Raw genomic sequence first — 16,576 nt, forward strand, 5'->3', positions numbered from 1 at the left:
CTCGATCACGCGTCCGGCAGAGCCTGGAACGGGGTTTCCTTGTCGCTGCGTTCTTTCTTGCCGAGGGCGGCATAACCGACCTTGAGCGCGAAGAACAGCACGCTGAAGACCACGACCAGGAACAGCACGGTCAGGGTCGCGTTGGTGTAGGCGTTGAAGATCACATGCTGCATCTGCCCGATGTCCTTGGCCGGAGCCAGGACCTGACCGGCTTCCAGCGCGGTGCTGTACTTCTTGGCCAGGGCCAGGAAGCCCACGGCCGGGTTCGGGTCGAACAGCTTGATCAGGCCGGCGGTGGTGGTGCAGATCAGCAGCCACACGGCCGGCACCAGGGTGACCCAGATGTAGCGCTGACGCTTCATCTTGATCAGGACCACGGTGCCGAGCATCAGGGCGATACCGGCGAGCATCTGGTTGGAGATGCCGAACAGCGGCCACAAGGTGTTGATGCCACCCAGCGGATCGATCACGCCCTGGTACAGCAGGTAGCCCCAGAGCGCCACGCAGCCGGCGGTGGCGAGCAGGTTGGCGCCCCACGACTCGGTACGTTTCAGCGCCGGGACGAAGCTGCCCAGCAGGTCCTGGAGCATGAAGCGACCGGCACGGGTACCGGCGTCCACCGCGGTGAGGATGAACAGCGCCTCGAACAGGATCGCGAAGTGGTACCAGAAGGCCATGGTGTTTTCACCCGGCAGCACCTGGTGGAGGATCTGCGCGATACCCACCGCCAGGGTCGGCGCACCGCCGGCACGGGCCAGGATGGTGTGCTCGCCGATGTCGCGGGCAGTCGCTTCCAGTTGTTCCGGGGTGATGGTGAAGCCCCAGCTGCTGACGGTCTGCGCCACCGACACGACGTCGGCACCGACCACCGCCGCCGGGCTGTTCATGGCGAAGTACACGCCCGGCTCGATCACCGAAGCGGCGACCATGGCCATGATGGCGACGAACGACTCCATGAGCATGCCGCCGTAGCCGATGTAGCGGGCGTTCACTTCGTTGTCCAGCAGCTTCGGCGTGGTCCCCGAGGAGATCAGCGCGTGGAAGCCGGACACCGCGCCGCAGGCGATGGTGATGAACAGGAACGGGAACAGGGTGCCTTTCCACACCGGACCGGTGCCGTCGGTGAACTGGGTCAGCGCCGGCATTTTCAGCTCGGGAGCGATGATCAGGATGCCGATGGCCAGGCCGACGATGGTGCCGATCTTGAGGAAGGTCGACAGGTAGTCACGCGGCGCCAGCACCAGCCACACCGGCAGCACCGCGGCGACGAAGCCGTAGCCCACCAGCATCCAGGTGATCTGCACGCCGGTGAAGGTGAACGCCGGGCCCCACACCGGATCCGCGGCGATCTGGCCCCCCAGCCAGATCGACAGCAGCAGCAGGACCACGCCGATCACCGAGATCTCGCCGATATGCCCCGGGCGGATATAGCGCATGTAAATGCCCATGAACATCGCGATCGGGATGGTCGCCATGACCGTGAACATGCCCCATGGGCTTTCCGCCAGGGCCTTGACCACGATCAGCGCCAGCACCGCGAGGATGATGATCATGATCAGGAAGCAGCCGAACAGGGCGATGGTTCCGGGAATCCGGCCCATCTCCTCGCGCACCATGTCGCCCAGGGAGCGGCCGTTGCGACGGGTGGAGAGGAATAGCACCATGAAGTCCTGCACCGCGCCGGCCAGGACCACACCGGCGATCAGCCAGAGGGTGCCGGGCAGGTAACCCATCTGCGCGGCGAGCACCGGGCCGACCAGCGGGCCGGCGCCGGCGATGGCGGCGAAATGGTGACCGAAGAGGATGTGCTTGTTGGTCGGGACGTAGTCCAGGCCATCGTTGTTGAGCACCGCGGGCGTGGCCCGACGCGGGTCCAGTTGCATCACCTTGGTGGCGATGAACAGGCTGTAGTAACGGTACGCGACCAGGTAGATCGCCACCGAGGCGACGACAATCCACAAGGCATTGATGGCTTCGCCACGCCGCAGGGCAACCACCCCGAGCGCGCAGGCCCCTAGTACTGCCAGCGCCAGCCAGGGAATATGGCGGGCCAGGCTATTATTGTTGTTCATGGTTCGCTTCCAGCTAGTGGATAAAAGGTAGCCCCCGGAGTCTAGCGAGACTCACTGGAAAGGCCAGCCCCAACGTTGGTCTAGAGCCTCCAGAGCCCATGGCCACCACGCAAGATTGCGCCCCTCGGCAAACGCTGGCAAGCGCTGCGCTATAGTTCACAGGTCCCCCCCGGAGGCCTGAACATGAACGAGCAAAACGATCGTCGCCGCTTCAAACGCATTGCCTTCGACGCCCCCACCGAATTGATCCAGGGTGCCCGGCGCTGGCCGGTCGAGCTGATCGATATTTCCTTCAAAGGCCTGCTGGTCGAGGCCCCCGCCGACTGGGATGCCGATGGCGAGCAACCGTTCGAGGCCGAAATCCACCTGGACGAGGACGCGAAGGTGGTCATGCAGGTGCAACTGCGTCATCTGGACAACGCGCAACTGGGTTTCGTCTGCCTGTATATCGATATCGTCTCGATGGAACATTTGCGCCGCATCGTGGAGCTCAATCTGCCTGACCGCACCGAGTTGATGCGTGAATTGCACGAATTGATCGAAGTTTAAAATCTTTTAGCCTGCTATCGATTCCCCTGCCCACGACTTTCTTGTCCACTCCGACAGCTTTTTTCACGCTGTACACGGTTATTTCGTCGCCGTGATACAGCGTGCCAATCCACTTGGAACGATTGATGCACAGTACAAAAGGCCAAATCAATGGCCCTACTGTTGCTGCGCCAATCGATAAATTGTATACAATTCTGCTAGCAATCGAATGCACTGAGTGTCTACAGTAGCGTCACAACAATAAAGCAGAGACCCATGCTCCCATGAACACGTCCGCATCCAGCACGTCTCCAGCCCAACGCCCCGAGGACGAAAACCTCGGTCTAGGCGCCAACCTGGCCTATGGTCTGCAACACGTCTTGACGATGTACGGCGGTATCGTCGCCGTACCCCTTATTCTCGGCCAGGCGGCCGGGCTGACACCGGCCGAGATCGGCCTGCTGATCGCCGCGTCGCTGTTCGCCGGGGGTCTGGCAACGCTTCTGCAAACCCTCGGCCTGCCGTTCTTCGGCTGCCAGTTGCCGCTGGTCCAGGGCGTTTCGTTCGCCGGTGTGGCGACCATGGGCGCGATCCTCAGTACCGAAGGCGGCGGTGGCCTGCCGGGCGTGCTCGGCGCGGTCATGGCGGCGTCGTTCATCGGCTTCCTGATCACGCCGGTCTTCTCGCGCATCACCAAGTTCTTCCCGCCACTGGTGACCGGTATCGTCATCACCACCATCGGCCTGACCCTGATGCCGGTCGCGGCGCGCTGGGTGATGGGTGGCAACAGCAAGTCACCGGACTTCGGCAGCATGGCCAACATCGGCCTGGCGGCGCTGACCTTCGGTATCGTGCTGGCCCTGAGCAAGCTCGGTAGCGCGGCGATCTCGCGCCTGTCGATCCTCCTGGCGATGATCATCGGTACCCTGATCGCCTGGTCGCTGGGCATGGCCGACTTCAGCAAGGTGATGGAAGGCCCGCTGGTGGCGATGCCCTCGCCGTTCCATTTCGGCATGCCGACCTTCCACATCGCGGCGATCCTGTCGATGTGCATCGTGATCATCGTGACCCTGGTGGAAACCTCGGCGGACATCCTCGCCGTCGGTGAAATCATCGACACCAAGGTCGATTCGCGCCGCCTCGGCGACGGCCTGCGCGCCGACATGGCGTCGAGCATCCTGGCGCCGATCTTCGGCTCCTTCACCCAGAGCGCCTTCGCCCAGAACGTCGGCCTGGTCGCCGTGACCGGAGTCAAGAGCCGCTACGTGGTCGCCACTGGCGGGGTCATCCTGGTGGTCCTCGGCCTGCTGCCGATCATGGGCCGGGTGATTGCCGCGGTGCCGACTTCGGTCCTCGGTGGCGCCGGTATCGTCCTGTTCGGCACCGTGGCCGCCAGCGGTATCCGCACCCTGTCCAAGGTCGAGTACAAGAACAACATGAACCTGATCATCGTCGCCGCCTCCCTGGGCTTCGGCATGATCCCGATCGCCGCGCCGAACTTCTACGATCACTTCCCGCGCTGGTTCGAGACCATCTTCCACTCGGGCATCAGTTCCGCTGCGATCATGGCCATTGCCCTGAACCTGCTGTTCAACCACCTCAAGGCCGGCAATTCCGACCAGCAATCCGTGTTCGCGGCCGGTTACGAGCGCACGGTGGTGTACTCCGATATCTCCGCCCTGCGTGATGGCGACTACTTCAAGGACGGCAAGCTGTTCGATGCCGAAGGCAAGGAAATCCCGATGGTCGCCGAAGGAGAACATGGCGGAACAGGCTCGCGACGATCAGCCGTCGCCGAACACTGACGACACGCCAGACCCCGGGGGCCGATGCGCAAGCATCGGCCCCTTTTCATTGATTGGCGCGCGCACATTTCCTTCAACAATCCGACAGAGCGATATGGCACTGTGCCTCTACTGGTCTATCGTCTTCGGGCCGGTATGGAACACCACCTCACATGGAACAGGGAGAGCGTGAACATGACTTATGTGCGCAAGGATTTGTGGAACCTCGGCGAGACCTGGAACCCGACGCTGCTGTGGTATGCGAAAGCCGTCCGCGAACTGCAGTCGCGCCCGCTGAACGACCCCACCAGCTGGCGTTTTCTCGCTGCGATCCATGGCTTCAACGCGAGCATCTGGGAAACCGAAGGCTATTACGACAAGAAGGTCGACAAACTGCCGAGCCTGAAGGACCGCGAGCTGTACTGGAAACAGTGCCAGCACCAGTCCTGGTACTTCCTGCCGTGGCACCGTCCGTACCTGCTGTCCTTCGAGGAGATCGTCCGCGCCGCGGTGGTCAAGCTCGGTGGCCCGGCTGACTGGGCCCTGCCGTACTGGAACTACGACGAGTACCAGACCCGTCCGGAAACCCTCGGGCTGCCGGAAGAGTTCTACAGCGAAACCCTGCCCGACGGCACGCCGAACCCTCTGGCGCTGCCGGTAGTGCTGCGCTTCGGTTCACAGAAGGACGGCATCATCCGACTGAACCCGGCAAAGCTCGATCTGACAGCAGCATTCAACGAAGACCAGTTCACCCGCAAAGAGAATGGCGGCTCTCCTGGCTTCGGTGGCCCGTCCACCGGCTTCAACCACAACGCCGGCCACCCCAGCGGCCTGCTGGAATCCAGCCCGCACAACTTCGTGCATACCATGGTCGGTGGCGACAACGGCCTGCCGGTCAAGGATCCGGCTTTCCGTGCGGGGCTGATGTCCGATCCGGACACCGCCGGCCTCGATCCGGTGTTCTGGCTGCACCACGCCAACATCGACCGTCTCTGGCAGATCTGGCTGAACCGTGACCCGAGCCACCACAATTCGACCAAGCCCAAGTTCGTCGATGGTCCACCCCTGGGCCGTCCGTTCATCCTGCCGACGGTGAACGGCGAAAGTCGCTTCTGGAAGGTCCATGAAACGCTGGAGCTCAAGGATCAGCCTTATACCTATGAAAGTTTCTATGACCCGGTACCGAAGGCACCGCAAGAAAAACTGGCAGCGGCGGCATTCGTCGCTCAACCGACGGTAGCGGCCGTGGACGAACCCGAAGTCGACGTCGAACTGATCGGCGCCAACAGTGACACCTTGAAGCTGGTAGGACGCAAGGGCGATACCAGGGTGCATCTGGACAAATCGGGGCTTGCCAAGGTATCCCGACGTCTCGCGGCCAAGAGCCTGGTGGCGGAGAACGCCGCCGCGCCCAAGCATGAACGGATCTTCCTCAACCTGGAAAACATCCGTGGCCAGCGCAACGCGGTACTGATCGACGTCTACGTCAACCTGCCGCAAGGCGAGCAACCGGACACACATCCGGAACTGCACGCGGGTTCGGTCTCGCTGTTCGGCGTCTCGTCGGCCAGTGACGTCAACACCAGCCACGGCGGCAGCGGTCTCAGCGCTTCGCTGGAGATCACCCAGGTGATCGAGGTGCTGCGCCAGGGTGGCGACCTGGATCTGGCCCACCTGCAGGTCAGCCTGTTCCCGGACCAGAACCTGTTCGACGGCGATGACATCACGGTCGGCCGCATCAGCATTTACCGCCAAGGCGAGTGATGATGGATGTCAGGCTGACCACCGCCTGGCTGCACAGCCCCTGGCCATGGCTGGCGACCGCCAGCCTGGCCGGGTGGGCCGCATTGGTGGCGGCGCCGACACAATCGGCGCTGCCCGACTTCTGCGGCTCCATCGCCGGAGTGCTCTCCGCGCTGGGCTGGCACGGCGTCACCCAGGCGCTGTCCCTCGATCCGCTGGGGCTGCTGCTGGCCTGGTGGATGATGCTGCTGGCGATGATGCCGCCCCTGTTGGCCGCGCCCCTGGACTACCTGTGGCAACGCAGTCTGCCACGGCGTCGTCCGCTGGCCGTGGCGCTGTTCCTGTGCGGCTACGTACTGGTGTGGAGCCTGGCCGGCCTGCTGCTGACCGGGCTGTCCATCGGGCTGAAACTGCTCACGGGCGACAACGGCGGATACGCGGCACTGTTGGCTCTGGGAGTCGTCCTGTTCTGGCAGGCGACACCGGTCAAGCAACAGGCGCTGAACCACTGTCACTACCTGCCGCGGATTTCCGCGTTCGGCTGGGCCATGGTCCGCGACTGCCTGCGCTACGGCGTGGTCAAGGGCAACTGGTGCATCGCCGCCTGCTGGCCGTTGATGTTGCTGCCGATGCTGGTGGAGCAAGGGCATCTGCCGCTGATGCTGGTCGGTATGCTCTGGCTGGTGCATGAGCGCCAACGCCTGGGGCGCCAGGCGGCATGGCGCTGGCCGTTACCCTTGCCTCAGCGCCTCACCATCGCGGCCTCGCCACAGTTGAAGAAGTACCGCTCCAACCGCTGCAAACCTGTCGCCACCAGCGTCCCAGCCAGGCGGTGAACCTGCAGCCAGGCCCGCGGACAGTCGTCGCGGGCCTGCGCGCGGGCAGGCCCTGCTCCGCTCATTCCTCGAACAGCGCGTCGAGGGCTTGTTCCAGACGGGTCACGGCGATCACCTGAAGACCCGCCGGCGCCTCCTTCGGCGCATTGCCCTTGGGCACGATGGCACGCTTGAAGCCGTGCTTGGCCGCTTCCTTCAGACGCTCCTGGCCACTCGGCACCGGCCGTACCTCGCCGGACAGACCGACTTCGCCGAACACCAGCAGGCCCTGTGACAGCGGCCGGTTGCGCAGGCTCGACATCACGGCGGCGAGCAGGGCCAGGTCGGAGGCGGTCTCCAGCACCTTGACCCCGCCGACCACGTTGAGGAACACGTCCTGGTCGTGGGTGGGAATGCCGCCGTGGCGGTGCAGGACCGCCAGAAGCATGGCCAGGCGGTTCTGGTCCAGGCCCAGGGTGACCCGCCGCGGGTTGGCCAGATGGCTGTCGTCCACCAGCGCCTGGACCTCCACCAGCATCGGCCGGGTACCTTCCCAGGTGGCCATGACCACACTGCCCGGAACCGCCTCCTGAGCCCGGGTGAGGAAGATCGCCGACGGGTTGGAGACTTCCTTCAGGCCACGGTCGGTCATGCCGAACACGCCCAGTTCGTTGACCGCGCCGAAGCGGTTCTTCACCGCGCGCAACAGGCGCAGGCGGCCATCGGACTCGCCCTCGAAATACAGCACGGTGTCGACCATGTGCTCCAGCACCCGCGGACCGGCCAGGGCGCCTTCCTTGGTCACGTGGCCGACGAGGAAGATCGCCGTGCCGCTCTGCTTGGCGTAGCGCACCAGCAGCGCGGCGCTCTCGCGGACCTGGGCGACGCCGCCGGGGGCGGATTGCAGTTGCTCGGTGAAGATGGTCTGGATCGAGTCGATCACCATGACCTTGGGTTTTTCGCTGCGCGCGGTGGCGATGATGCTTTCGATGCAGGTCTCGGTCATCACCCGCAGTTGATCCAGCGGCAGCCCCAGGCGACGCCCGCGCATCGCCACCTGCTGCTGGGATTCCTCACCGGTGACGTACAGCGCCGGCATGCGCGTGGCGATGTGGCAGAGGGTCTGCAGGAGGATGGTGGACTTGCCGATCCCCGGGTCGCCGCCGATCAGCACCACCGAACCGTCCACCAGCCCGCCGCCGAGGACGCGGTCGAGCTCGGCGCTGGCGGTGGAGAACCGCGGGATTTCCTCGATGGAGACCTCGGCGAGGGTCTTGATCTGCGCCTGCTGCCCGGCCCAACCGGTACGACCGCTGGGCGCCGCGGCGCCGCCGCTCTCGATCATGGTCTCGGTCAGGGTGTTCCAGGCGCCGCATTCGCTGCACTGGCCGGCCCATTTCGGAAAGGTCGCGCCGCACTCGGTGCAGCCGTACAAGCGCTTGGCCTTGGCCATGGGCAGTCTCCTGGAAAAAGTCGCCATGATAGCCGCCGCGCCGGGAAAGGCGCCAATCGTGGCAAACCCTTGGCTATGAGCACGGTCATTTGCAGGCGACACAACGCATGAAGCCAGCAGCTGAATTACACTGCGTTGTCCCCTTTCAATTGTTACAAGGAATAAACCATGGGCGTGATCAGTGAATTCAAAGCCTTTGCGGTCAAGGGCAATGTCGTCGACATGGCCGTTGGTATCATCATCGGCGCGGCCTTCGGCAAGATCGTTTCATCTTTTGTCGGCGATGTGGTGATGCCGCCCATAGGCTTGTTGGTGGGCGGAGTGGACTTCAGTGACCTGGCGATCACGCTGAAGGCCGCCGAAGGCGAGGCGCCGGCGGTGATGCTGGCCTATGGCAAATTCATTCAGACCATCATCGACTTCGTGATCGTGGCCTTCGCGATCTTCATGGGTGTGAAAGTGATCAACCGGCTGAAGCGTGAAGAAGCGGTGGCACCGTCCGTACCGCCGGCGCCTACCCCGCAGGAGACCTTGCTGACCGAGATTCGCGATCTGTTGAAGGCTCAGAACAACAAGCCTTGAGATTTTTGGGGCCGCTATGCGGCCCTTCGCGGGCAAGCCGCGCTCCTACAAAATCCGCGTCCACATGCAAGAGCCCGATCCGCGCTGCACTCGTAGGAGCGTGGCTTGTCGTGTGACGAACCACCGCGAAGGACCGCAAGGCGGTCCCAATGACTCTCACCAGTAAGTTTCGACCGCCACCTGCCCCGGCCGCCGGCTCAGGCTCAGGTTCAACTCCCTGGCCTTCAGCACCTTGCGCGTGTCGTCGATCATCTCGGGGTTGCCACAGAGCATCACCCGCGAATGCTCCGGAGTCAGCTCCAGCCCAGCCGCCCGCTCCAGCTCGCCGTTCTCGATCAGCGTGGTGATGCGCCCATTCAGCGCCCCCGGATGCTGCTCGCGGGTCACCACCGGGATGAACTGCAGCTTGCCGGCGTACTCCGCCAGGTAGTCGCGCTGCTCCAGCCCGGCGATCAGATCCAGATACGCCAGCTCACGCGCCTCGCGCACCGAATACACCAGTTTGATCCGCTCGAAACGCTCCCAGGCCTCGAAGTCCTGCAGGATCGAGAGGAACGGGGCGATCCCGGTACCGGTCGCCAGCAGCCACAGATCGCGGCCGTCGACGAAGCGATCGAGGGTCAGGTAGCCGAAGGCCTGGCGGTCGATCAGCAGTTCGTCGCCTTCGCGCAGGCGGCTCAACTCACTGGTGAACTCACCGCCCGGCACCACGATGGAATAGAAGTCCAGGTGTTCGTCGAACGGCGACGACACCATCGAATAGGCGCGCCAGACCACGCTGCCATCGGCCTTGGTCACGCCCAGGCGAGCGAACTGGCCGGCCCGAAAGCGGAAACCGGCATCGCGGGTGGTGCGCAAGCTGAAGAGGCTGGGGGTCAGCGGCTGGACATCAAGGAGGGTCTGGCGGGTGTATTTCTCCGCGCTGGCAGTCATGGTTCGCTCCACAAATCGGGTTCGCCCAGTGTCGCGCAAAGCCATCAGAATAAACACCGCCGGTTTGTAGGCCTTGTACGAAAAACCTCGGCGCACGGCAAACATCCTGTTACCTCAACTGTCCTTCGCCGACCATGACATAGGTCAACTTATAGCGAAAAAAACCAATCGCATTGTAGGACAATTCCTATACTGACGAAGCCGCAGCGGAAAACTTGGATCCATGCACAGGGAGCGACCCGTCAATGCCGCACTGGAAGCAAGAGCAGCTCGAAAGCCTGATCGGCGAACGGGATCCTGAGCGTATCTTCGAAACCGCCCTGTCCCTGGTCGAGCAGTTGGGCATGCAATACCTGGGGCTGGTGGTGCAGAGCCAGGCGAGCGGCCTCACCCCCCAGTACCTGATGTACAACAACTTTTCCACCGAGTGGAACGCGTTGTACCAGGAACGCAACTACCTGACCCAGGACCCGACCTTCCACCATTGCCGTCACTCGCTGATCCCGCTGCTGTGGGAAGACTCGGTATTCGAACAGACCCCGCAATTGCGCGAAGAAGCCAAGGCCAATGGCCTCACCCACGGCTGGAGCCAGGCCGCCCACGATATCCGCGGCAACAACAGTGTGCTCAGCCTGGTGCGCAGCGAAAACGCTATCAGCGTAGCCGAGTTCTATGACAAGACCGGCCAGGCCCTGTGGCTGTGCAATGTCATGCACACGGTCATGCTCGAATGCATCAATCCGCTGCAACCCAATGGCTTCGGTCTGTCCGAGCGCGAGCGCGAAGTGCTGAAATGGTCCGCCGCCGGCAAGACCGCCTCGGACATCGCCTGCATCCTCACCCTGTCGCAGAGCACGGTGAATTTCCATATCCGCAGCGTCATCTCCAAGATGCACGCCAACAACAAGGCCGGCGCCGTGGCCATCGCCGCCATGCACGGACTGCTGTGACCCCGCTCGAAGGCAAAGCCCTGTAGAATCGGCGCCTGTCTGTCACTGCCCGGCAGTGCACACCCATGCCCCAGAGCCTCGACCCATGCCTTTGCTGACCAGCCCCTTCGCCCACCTCGACCTGATCCGCCAGCCCGACTACGCCAACGATCCCCTGCAGGCCTTCGACGCCGCCGACGAATACCTGCTGGAGCACGTGGCCGAACAGGACCTGCCCGGTGGCGCCCGGGTGCTGGTCCTCAACGACAGCTTCGGCGGCCTGGCCATCAGCCTGCGCGAGCGCTTCGCGGTGACCAGCAGCGGCGATTCCTTCCTCGCTCGCCTCGGCCTGGAGAAGAACCTGCCACGCAACGACCAGCCCTGGGACGGCGTGCCCTTCGTGCCGGCCAGCGCGCCTTGTCAGGGGCCGTTCGACTATGTCCTGGTGCGGGTGCCGAAAACCCTGGCCTTGCTCGAAGAACAGTTGATTCGCCTGCAAGGCCAACTGGCACCGGGCGCGCGCGTGGTCGCCGGGGCGATGATCAAGCACCTGCCACGGGCCGCCGGGGATCTGCTGGAGCAGTACATTGGGCCGATGCAGGCTTCGCTGGCGCAGAAGAAGGCTCGCCTGCTGGTCGCCACTTTCGAGACGAAGGCGCCCGCGCAGTCGCCCTACCCGACCCGCTACCGCCTGGACAAGCCGGTACTGGAACTGGTCAACCATGCCAACGTGTTCTGCCGCGAAGGGCTGGATATCGGCACCCGCGCGTTTCTTCCGCACCTGCCGCGCAACCTTGGCAACGCCCGGGTGGCGGACCTCGGCTGCGGCAATGGCGTGCTGGCGATCGCCAGTGCCCTGGACAACCCGCAGGCGCACTACACCCTGGTGGACGAGTCCTATATGGCGGTGCAATCAGCCGCGGAGAACTGGCGTGCGGCGCTGGGCGAGCGGGAAGTGGAAATCCGCGCGGCGGATGGCCTGGACGGTCAGGTGGCGAACTCGCTGGACGTGGTGCTGTGCAACCCGCCGTTCCACCAGCAGCAGGTGGTCGGCGATTTCCTCGCCTGGCGCATGTTCCAGCAGGCCCGGGAGGCGCTGGTGGTGGGGGGGGCGCTGTATGTCGTGGGTAACCGCCACCTGGGCTACCACACCAAGCTGGCGCGGTTGTTCCGTGGTGTGGAACAGGTGGCGGCGACGCCGAAGTTCGTGATTCTCAAGGCGCGGAAATAAAACGCGAAGAAATTGCGCTGCTTCTTGTAGGAGCTGGCTTGTCGTGTGACGAACCACTGCGAAGGACCGCGCAGCGGTCCCAGACAGCAGTGAGGCCTGGGACCGCTGCGCGGTCCATCGCAGGCAAGCCAGCTCCTACGTGCTCAACCCCGCCGCACTCATGAACAGGCGCATCAGCCACGCCACCACCGCCAGGCTCGCCACACTCAGCGTCCAGATCAGCGCCAGCCAGCCCAGCCGCTGCCACAGCGGCTTCTTCTCCGGCTCGAAGGTATCGTTGCCTTTCATACCCTGAACCCTCCTAGTGATAGCCATGTTCATGGGTCACCTTGCCGCGGAACACGTAGTAGCTCCAGAAGGTGTAGCCGAGGATGAACGGCAGGATGAACAGCGTGCCGACCAGCATGAAGCCCTGGCTCTGCGGCGGCGCGGCGGCGTCCCAGATCGAGATCGACGGCGGGATGATGTTCGGCCACAGGCTGATGCCCAGGCCGCTGTAGCCGAGGAAGATCAGCACCAGGGTGAGCAGGAACGGCGTGTAGTGGGCGTTGCGCTTCACCGCCTGGAGCAGGCCGTAGAAGGTCACCAGGACCAGCAGCGGCACCGGCATGAACCAGAACAGGTTGGGCACGCTGAACCAGCGCTCGGCAATCTGCGGATAGGCCAGCGGCGTCCACAGGCTGACGATGCCGATCACCAGCAGCAAGGCCAGGGCCAGCGGCCGGCCAAGGTTGTGCATCTGCTCCTGGAGCCTGCCTTCGGTCTTCATGATCAGCCAGGTGCAGCCGAGCAGCGCGTAGGCGACGATCAGGCCGAGGCCGCTGAACAGGCTGAACGGCGTCAGCCAGTCCAGGGTGCCGCCGGCATACTGCCTGTCGACCACCTTGAAGCCTTCCATGAAGGCACCCAGGGCCACGCCCTGGAAGAAGGTCGCCGCCAGCGAACCCCAGATGAAGGCCTTGTCCCACAGGTGGCGCTTGTCGGCCTTGGCCTTGAAGCGGAACTCGAAGGCCACGCCGCGGAAGATCAGGCCCACCAGCATCAGCATCAGCGGCAGGTACAGCGCCGAGAGCACCACCGAGTAGGCCAGCGGGAAGGCGCCGAACAACCCCGCCCCGCCCAGCACCAGCCAGGTCTCGTTGCCGTCCCAGACCGGCGCCACGGTGTTCATCATCACATCGCGATCCTGTTCGCCCTTGACGAACGGGAAGAGGATGCCGATGCCCAGGTCGAAACCGTCCATGACCACGTACATCATCACGCCGAAGATGATGATCACGGCCCAGATCAGCGGAAGATCGATTCCCATGATTCAGTGTCCTTCTTTGTTCAGGCTGACATCGCCGAGGTCGTGGTCGTCTTTCGCCGCCGACAGCGGCCGCGCCGGTGTGCGCGGCTGGCCGGGGCCGCCGGGGTTGGTCTCGTTGCCTTCGCCGGTCTTCGGTCCCTTGCGCACCAGGCGCATCATGTAGCCCAGGCCCGCGCCGAACAGGGCGAAATACACCACCACGAACATGATCAGGGTGAAACCGAGCTGTGCGTAGCTGTGGTTGGAGGCGCCATCGGCGGTGCGCATCAGGCCATAGACCACCCACGGCTGACGGCCGACCTCGGTGGTGAACCAGCCGGCGAGGATCGCGATCAACCCGGACGGCCCCATCCACAGGGTCAGGTAGAGGAACGGCCGCGAGCTGTAGAGGCTGCCGCGCTTGCGCAGCCACAGGCTCCACAGGCCGACGAAGATCATCAGCATGCCGAGGCCGACCATGATGCGGAACGACCAGAACACCACGGTGGAGTTGGGCCGGTCCTCGGGCGGGAAGTCCTTCATCGCCGGCACTTGCTTGTCCAGGCTGTGGGTCAGGATCAGGCTGCCCAGGGCCGGAATTTCCAGCTTGAAGCGGGTGGTCTCGGCCTGCATGTCGGGGATGCCGAAGAGGATCAGCGGGGTCGGTTCGTCGCCGACGTTTTCCCAGTGCCCCTCGATGGCGGCGATCTTCACCGGCTGGTGCTTGAGGGTGTTGAGGCCGTGGAAATCGCCGATCACCGCCTGGATCGGGGCGACGATCAGGGCCATCCACATGGCCATCGAGAGCATCTTGCGGATCGCCGGGTTGTCGCGCCCGCGCAGCAGGTGCCAGGCCGCCGAGGCGCCGACGAAGAACGCGGTGGCGACGAAGGCCGCGGTGGCCATGTGCATCAGGCGGTAGGGGAACGACGGGTTGAAGATCACCGCCAGCCAGTCCACCGGAATCACCCGGCCATCAACGATCTCGAAGCCCTGGGGCGTCTGCATCCAGCTGTTGGAGGCGAGGATCCAGAAGGTCGAGACCAGCGTCCCCAGGGCCACCATCACCGTGGAGAAGAAGTGCAGGCCACGGCCGACGCGATTCCAGCCGAAGAGCATGACACCGAGGAAACCGGCTTCGAGGAAGAACGCGGTGAGTACCTCGTAGGTCAGCAAGGGCCCGGTCACCGCGCCGGCGAAGTCGGAGAAGCGGCTCCAGTTGGTGCCGAACTGGTAGGCCATGACCAGCCCGGATACCACGCCCATGCCGAAGTTGACCGCGAAGATCTTCGACCAGAAGTGGTAGAGGTCGCGGTAGACCGCTTCGTTGGTTTTCAGCCAGAGGCCTTCGAGCACCGCCAGGTAGCTGGCGAGACCGATGGTGATGGCAGGGAACAGGATGTGAAAGGACACGGTGAACGCGAACTGCATTCGGGCGAGATCGAGGGCCTCTGATCCGAACATGGTGCTTCCTCTGTCAGGTAATCCGGCGTCAGGGTCCGTTGCCTTGACGCCAACTGCCCCCGTGGTGGTTGGGTGCAACCTGTTCGAATTGTTCTGAGAAATTTCCCACCCCAGGGATCGGTGGCCCGCGGGCCCGTCGTCGAGCGGATCGTTGCAGGGGCAACTATTGATCCAGATCAATGACAGGGAGAAAGGATAGTCCCGAACCCTCCGCGCGGTTGTGTGGTTGATTGCCGCGTGACCGGTTGCCTCACCCTCTTTACGAAAATGTGAAACGGTGCGCTCAGCGAACGGGTTCGGCGTTTCCTGCAACCTTTTGTTACAGCCAGGTGTTACGCTGCCACACCCCGTTCCCATCAAGACTCCGCCTTCGCCCATGTCCGCCACGGCTCCGTTGCTGCTTCGTCATCACCGTCCCTTCCTGTCGTTCTGGCTGGCCCGGGTGTTCACCGCCAGCGGCTTCCAGATGCTCACCGTGGCCATCGGCTGGCACCTCTACCAGTTGACCGGCAACGTGCTCGACCTGGGTCTGGTCGGCCTGGTGGAGTTCGCCCCGCGGGTGCTGTTCATGCTGCACACCGGGCATGTCGCCGACCGCTACGACCGGCGTCGCGTCGCCGCCCTGTGCCAGAGCCTGCAGGCGCTGATCGCCCTGGCGCTGGCGCTGGCCAGTAGCACCGACTCGGTGAGTCGCGAGCTGATCTTCATCCTCGCCTTCCTCCTCGGCGCCGCCCGTTCGTTCGAGATGCCGGCGACCCAGGCGCTGCTGCCCAACGTGGTGCCGCCGGAGCTGTTTCCGCGAGCGGTGGCGGCGTCGGCCTCGGCGATGCAGTCGGCGACCATCGTCGCCCCGGCCCTGGGCGGCGTTCTCTATGCCTTCGGCAGCGTCTGGGTGTACGGGCCGACGGTGTGCCTGTATGTCATCGCCTGCTGCCTGACCCTCAGCCTGACCGCGCGGCAGGCCCCGCTGGCCCAGGGCCGCGCCAGCATCGAATCGCTGCTGGCGGGGATCCGCTTCATCCGCAGTCGCCCGGATATCCTCGGGGCGATTTCGCTCGACCTGTTCGCCGTGCTGCTGGGCGGCGCCACCGCGTTGTTGCCGGTGTTCGCCAAGGACATCCTGCTCACCGGTCCCTGGGGCCTTGGCCTGCTGCGCTCGGCACCGGCGGTGGGGGCGTTGCTGATGTCGCTGTGGCTGGCGCGCTTCCCGGTGGAGCGCAAGGTCGGCCGGGTGATGTTCACCGCGGTCGGGGTATTCGGCGTGGCGACCATCGCCTTCGGCCTGTCCACCTCGTTCTGGTTCTCCCTGGCGGTGCTGGCCGTGCTCGGCGCGGCCGACATGATCAGCATGGTGATCCGCGGCGCCTTCGTGCAGTTGGAGACGCCGGACGAGATGCGCGGACGGGTGAGTGCGGTGAACGGTTTGTTCATTGGTGCTTCGAACCAGTTGGGCGAGTTCGAGTCAGGGGTGACCGCGCACTGGTTCGGCACGGTGCCGGCGGTGGTGCTGGGTGGCGTCGGGACGCTGGTGGTGACCGGGGTGTGGATCAAGCTGTTTCCGAGCCTGGCGGGGCGGGATCATATGCATAGCCGGCGCTCGACCTGACGACTCCGCGTCCCACTGTAGGAGCGTGGCTTGTCGTGTGACGAACCACCGCGAAGGCCTGCAACGCAGGCCCATAGGCGACCGGATCAGGGACCGCTGCGCGGTCCTTCTCGGTGGTTCGTCACACGACAAGCCACGCTCCTACGAG

Annotated in this window: 14 protein-coding genes; 8 read left to right on the forward strand and 6 right to left on the reverse strand. The window is 64.2% G+C overall.

The window, feature by feature from the left end:
* Positions 1–5: 5 nt before the first annotated feature.
* The gene (locus CHB99_RS23605; RefSeq protein WP_042124808.1) at positions 6–2,072 is read right to left on the reverse strand and encodes a carbon starvation CstA family protein; all 2,067 of its coding nucleotides are present in this window, start codon (positions 2,070–2,072) and stop codon (positions 6–8) included.
* A 183-nt stretch (positions 2,073–2,255) separates the two neighbouring features.
* On the opposite strand from CHB99_RS23605, the gene CHB99_RS23610 reads away from it, so the two are divergent.
* The 4 genes from CHB99_RS23610 (at position 2,256) to CHB99_RS23625 (ending at position 6,963) form a co-directional block, all read left to right on the forward strand.
* Positions 2,256–2,621, forward strand: coding sequence for a PilZ domain-containing protein (locus CHB99_RS23610; protein ID WP_042124809.1), 366 nt, complete (start codon positions 2,256–2,258; stop codon positions 2,619–2,621).
* A gap of 263 nt (positions 2,622–2,884) precedes the next feature.
* Positions 2,885–4,405 carry a nucleobase:cation symporter-2 family protein gene (locus tag CHB99_RS23615; RefSeq protein ID WP_042124811.1) on the forward strand — a complete coding sequence of 507 codons (1,521 nt, stop codon included), beginning with the start codon at positions 2,885–2,887 and terminating at the stop codon, positions 4,403–4,405.
* A 174-nt stretch (positions 4,406–4,579) separates the two neighbouring features.
* Positions 4,580–6,148, forward strand: coding sequence for a DUF7868 domain-containing protein (locus CHB99_RS23620; protein ID WP_042124815.1), 1,569 nt, complete (start codon positions 4,580–4,582; stop codon positions 6,146–6,148).
* 2 nt (positions 6,149–6,150) lie between these two features.
* A complete protein-coding gene (locus tag CHB99_RS23625) occupies positions 6,151–6,963 on the forward strand; it encodes a copper chaperone (protein WP_052419429.1) in 813 nt (270 codons plus the stop codon).
* A gap of 61 nt (positions 6,964–7,024) precedes the next feature.
* Here CHB99_RS23625 and radA read toward each other — a convergent pair whose 3' ends face one another.
* Positions 7,025–8,395, reverse strand: coding sequence for a DNA repair protein RadA (gene radA, locus CHB99_RS23630; RefSeq protein ID WP_042124817.1), 1,371 nt, complete (start codon positions 8,393–8,395; stop codon positions 7,025–7,027).
* 168 nt (positions 8,396–8,563) lie between these two features.
* On the opposite strand from radA, the gene mscL reads away from it, so the two are divergent.
* Positions 8,564–8,977, forward strand: coding sequence for a large-conductance mechanosensitive channel protein MscL (mscL, locus tag CHB99_RS23635; RefSeq protein ID WP_042124819.1), 414 nt, complete (start codon positions 8,564–8,566; stop codon positions 8,975–8,977).
* Between the two features lie 156 nt (positions 8,978–9,133).
* Here the strand turns inward: mscL and CHB99_RS23640 are convergent, their stop codons facing one another.
* On the reverse strand, positions 9,134–9,910 hold the full coding sequence (locus tag CHB99_RS23640; RefSeq protein WP_042124822.1) for a ferredoxin--NADP reductase: 777 nt from the start codon (positions 9,908–9,910) through the stop codon (positions 9,134–9,136).
* A gap of 245 nt (positions 9,911–10,155) precedes the next feature.
* Between CHB99_RS23640 and CHB99_RS23645 the strand changes: the two genes are divergently transcribed.
* Together CHB99_RS23645 and CHB99_RS23650 are read left to right on the forward strand one after the other, a co-directional pair.
* Positions 10,156–10,860, forward strand: a complete 705-nt coding sequence (locus tag CHB99_RS23645; RefSeq protein ID WP_042124824.1) for a LuxR family transcriptional regulator — start codon at positions 10,156–10,158, stop codon at positions 10,858–10,860.
* A gap of 85 nt (positions 10,861–10,945) precedes the next feature.
* Positions 10,946–12,070 (forward strand): methyltransferase, encoded by a 1,125-nt coding sequence (locus CHB99_RS23650; RefSeq protein WP_042124826.1) that lies wholly within the window; start codon positions 10,946–10,948, stop codon positions 12,068–12,070.
* 135 nt (positions 12,071–12,205) lie between these two features.
* Here CHB99_RS23650 and CHB99_RS23655 read toward each other — a convergent pair whose 3' ends face one another.
* From CHB99_RS23655 to CHB99_RS23665, 3 genes are read right to left on the reverse strand one after another with little or no spacing between them, the layout of a single operon-like run.
* On the reverse strand, positions 12,206–12,358 hold the full coding sequence (locus CHB99_RS23655; RefSeq protein ID WP_042124827.1) for a DUF2474 domain-containing protein: 153 nt from the start codon (positions 12,356–12,358) through the stop codon (positions 12,206–12,208).
* Between the two features lie 13 nt (positions 12,359–12,371).
* Complete coding sequence (gene cydB / locus CHB99_RS23660; protein ID WP_042124829.1) at positions 12,372–13,379, reverse strand: cytochrome d ubiquinol oxidase subunit II; 1,008 nt, start codon at positions 13,377–13,379, stop codon at positions 12,372–12,374.
* A 3-nt stretch (positions 13,380–13,382) separates the two neighbouring features.
* Positions 13,383–14,822, reverse strand: a complete 1,440-nt coding sequence (locus tag CHB99_RS23665) for a cytochrome ubiquinol oxidase subunit I (RefSeq protein ID WP_042124831.1) — start codon at positions 14,820–14,822, stop codon at positions 13,383–13,385.
* Between the two features lie 376 nt (positions 14,823–15,198).
* Here CHB99_RS23665 and CHB99_RS23670 point away from each other — a divergent pair, with 376 nt between their 5' ends.
* Positions 15,199–16,428 (forward strand): MFS transporter, encoded by a 1,230-nt coding sequence (locus tag CHB99_RS23670; protein WP_042124833.1) that lies wholly within the window; start codon positions 15,199–15,201, stop codon positions 16,426–16,428.
* Positions 16,429–16,576 lie beyond the last annotated feature (148 nt).

Source organism: Pseudomonas japonica (assembly GCF_900188455.1).
GTDB lineage: Bacteria > Pseudomonadota > Gammaproteobacteria > Pseudomonadales > Pseudomonadaceae > Aquipseudomonas > Aquipseudomonas japonica.

Bases quoted from the DNA above. Each gene is read 5' to 3' on its own strand.
- CHB99_RS23605 (WP_042124808.1), bottom strand. From the start codon at position 2,072: ATGAACAACAATAATAGCCTGGCCCGCCATATTCCCTGGCTGGCGCTG.
- CHB99_RS23670 (WP_042124833.1), top strand. From the start codon at position 15,199: ATGTCCGCCACGGCTCCGTTGCTGCTTCGTCATCACCGTCCCTTCCTG.
- radA (WP_042124817.1), bottom strand. From the start codon at position 8,395: ATGGCCAAGGCCAAGCGCTTGTACGGCTGCACCGAGTGCGGCGCGACC.
- cydB (WP_042124829.1), bottom strand. From the start codon at position 13,379: ATGGGAATCGATCTTCCGCTGATCTGGGCCGTGATCATCATCTTCGGC.
- CHB99_RS23610 (WP_042124809.1), top strand. From the start codon at position 2,256: ATGAACGAGCAAAACGATCGTCGCCGCTTCAAACGCATTGCCTTCGAC.
- CHB99_RS23665 (WP_042124831.1), bottom strand. From the start codon at position 14,822: ATGTTCGGATCAGAGGCCCTCGATCTCGCCCGAATGCAGTTCGCGTTC.
- CHB99_RS23615 (WP_042124811.1), top strand. From the start codon at position 2,885: ATGAACACGTCCGCATCCAGCACGTCTCCAGCCCAACGCCCCGAGGAC.
- CHB99_RS23625 (WP_052419429.1), top strand. From the start codon at position 6,151: ATGGATGTCAGGCTGACCACCGCCTGGCTGCACAGCCCCTGGCCATGG.
- CHB99_RS23620 (WP_042124815.1), top strand. From the start codon at position 4,580: ATGACTTATGTGCGCAAGGATTTGTGGAACCTCGGCGAGACCTGGAAC.
- mscL (WP_042124819.1), top strand. From the start codon at position 8,564: ATGGGCGTGATCAGTGAATTCAAAGCCTTTGCGGTCAAGGGCAATGTC.
- CHB99_RS23650 (WP_042124826.1), top strand. From the start codon at position 10,946: ATGCCTTTGCTGACCAGCCCCTTCGCCCACCTCGACCTGATCCGCCAG.
- CHB99_RS23640 (WP_042124822.1), bottom strand. From the start codon at position 9,910: ATGACTGCCAGCGCGGAGAAATACACCCGCCAGACCCTCCTTGATGTC.
- CHB99_RS23645 (WP_042124824.1), top strand. From the start codon at position 10,156: ATGCCGCACTGGAAGCAAGAGCAGCTCGAAAGCCTGATCGGCGAACGG.
- CHB99_RS23655 (WP_042124827.1), bottom strand. From the start codon at position 12,358: ATGAAAGGCAACGATACCTTCGAGCCGGAGAAGAAGCCGCTGTGGCAG.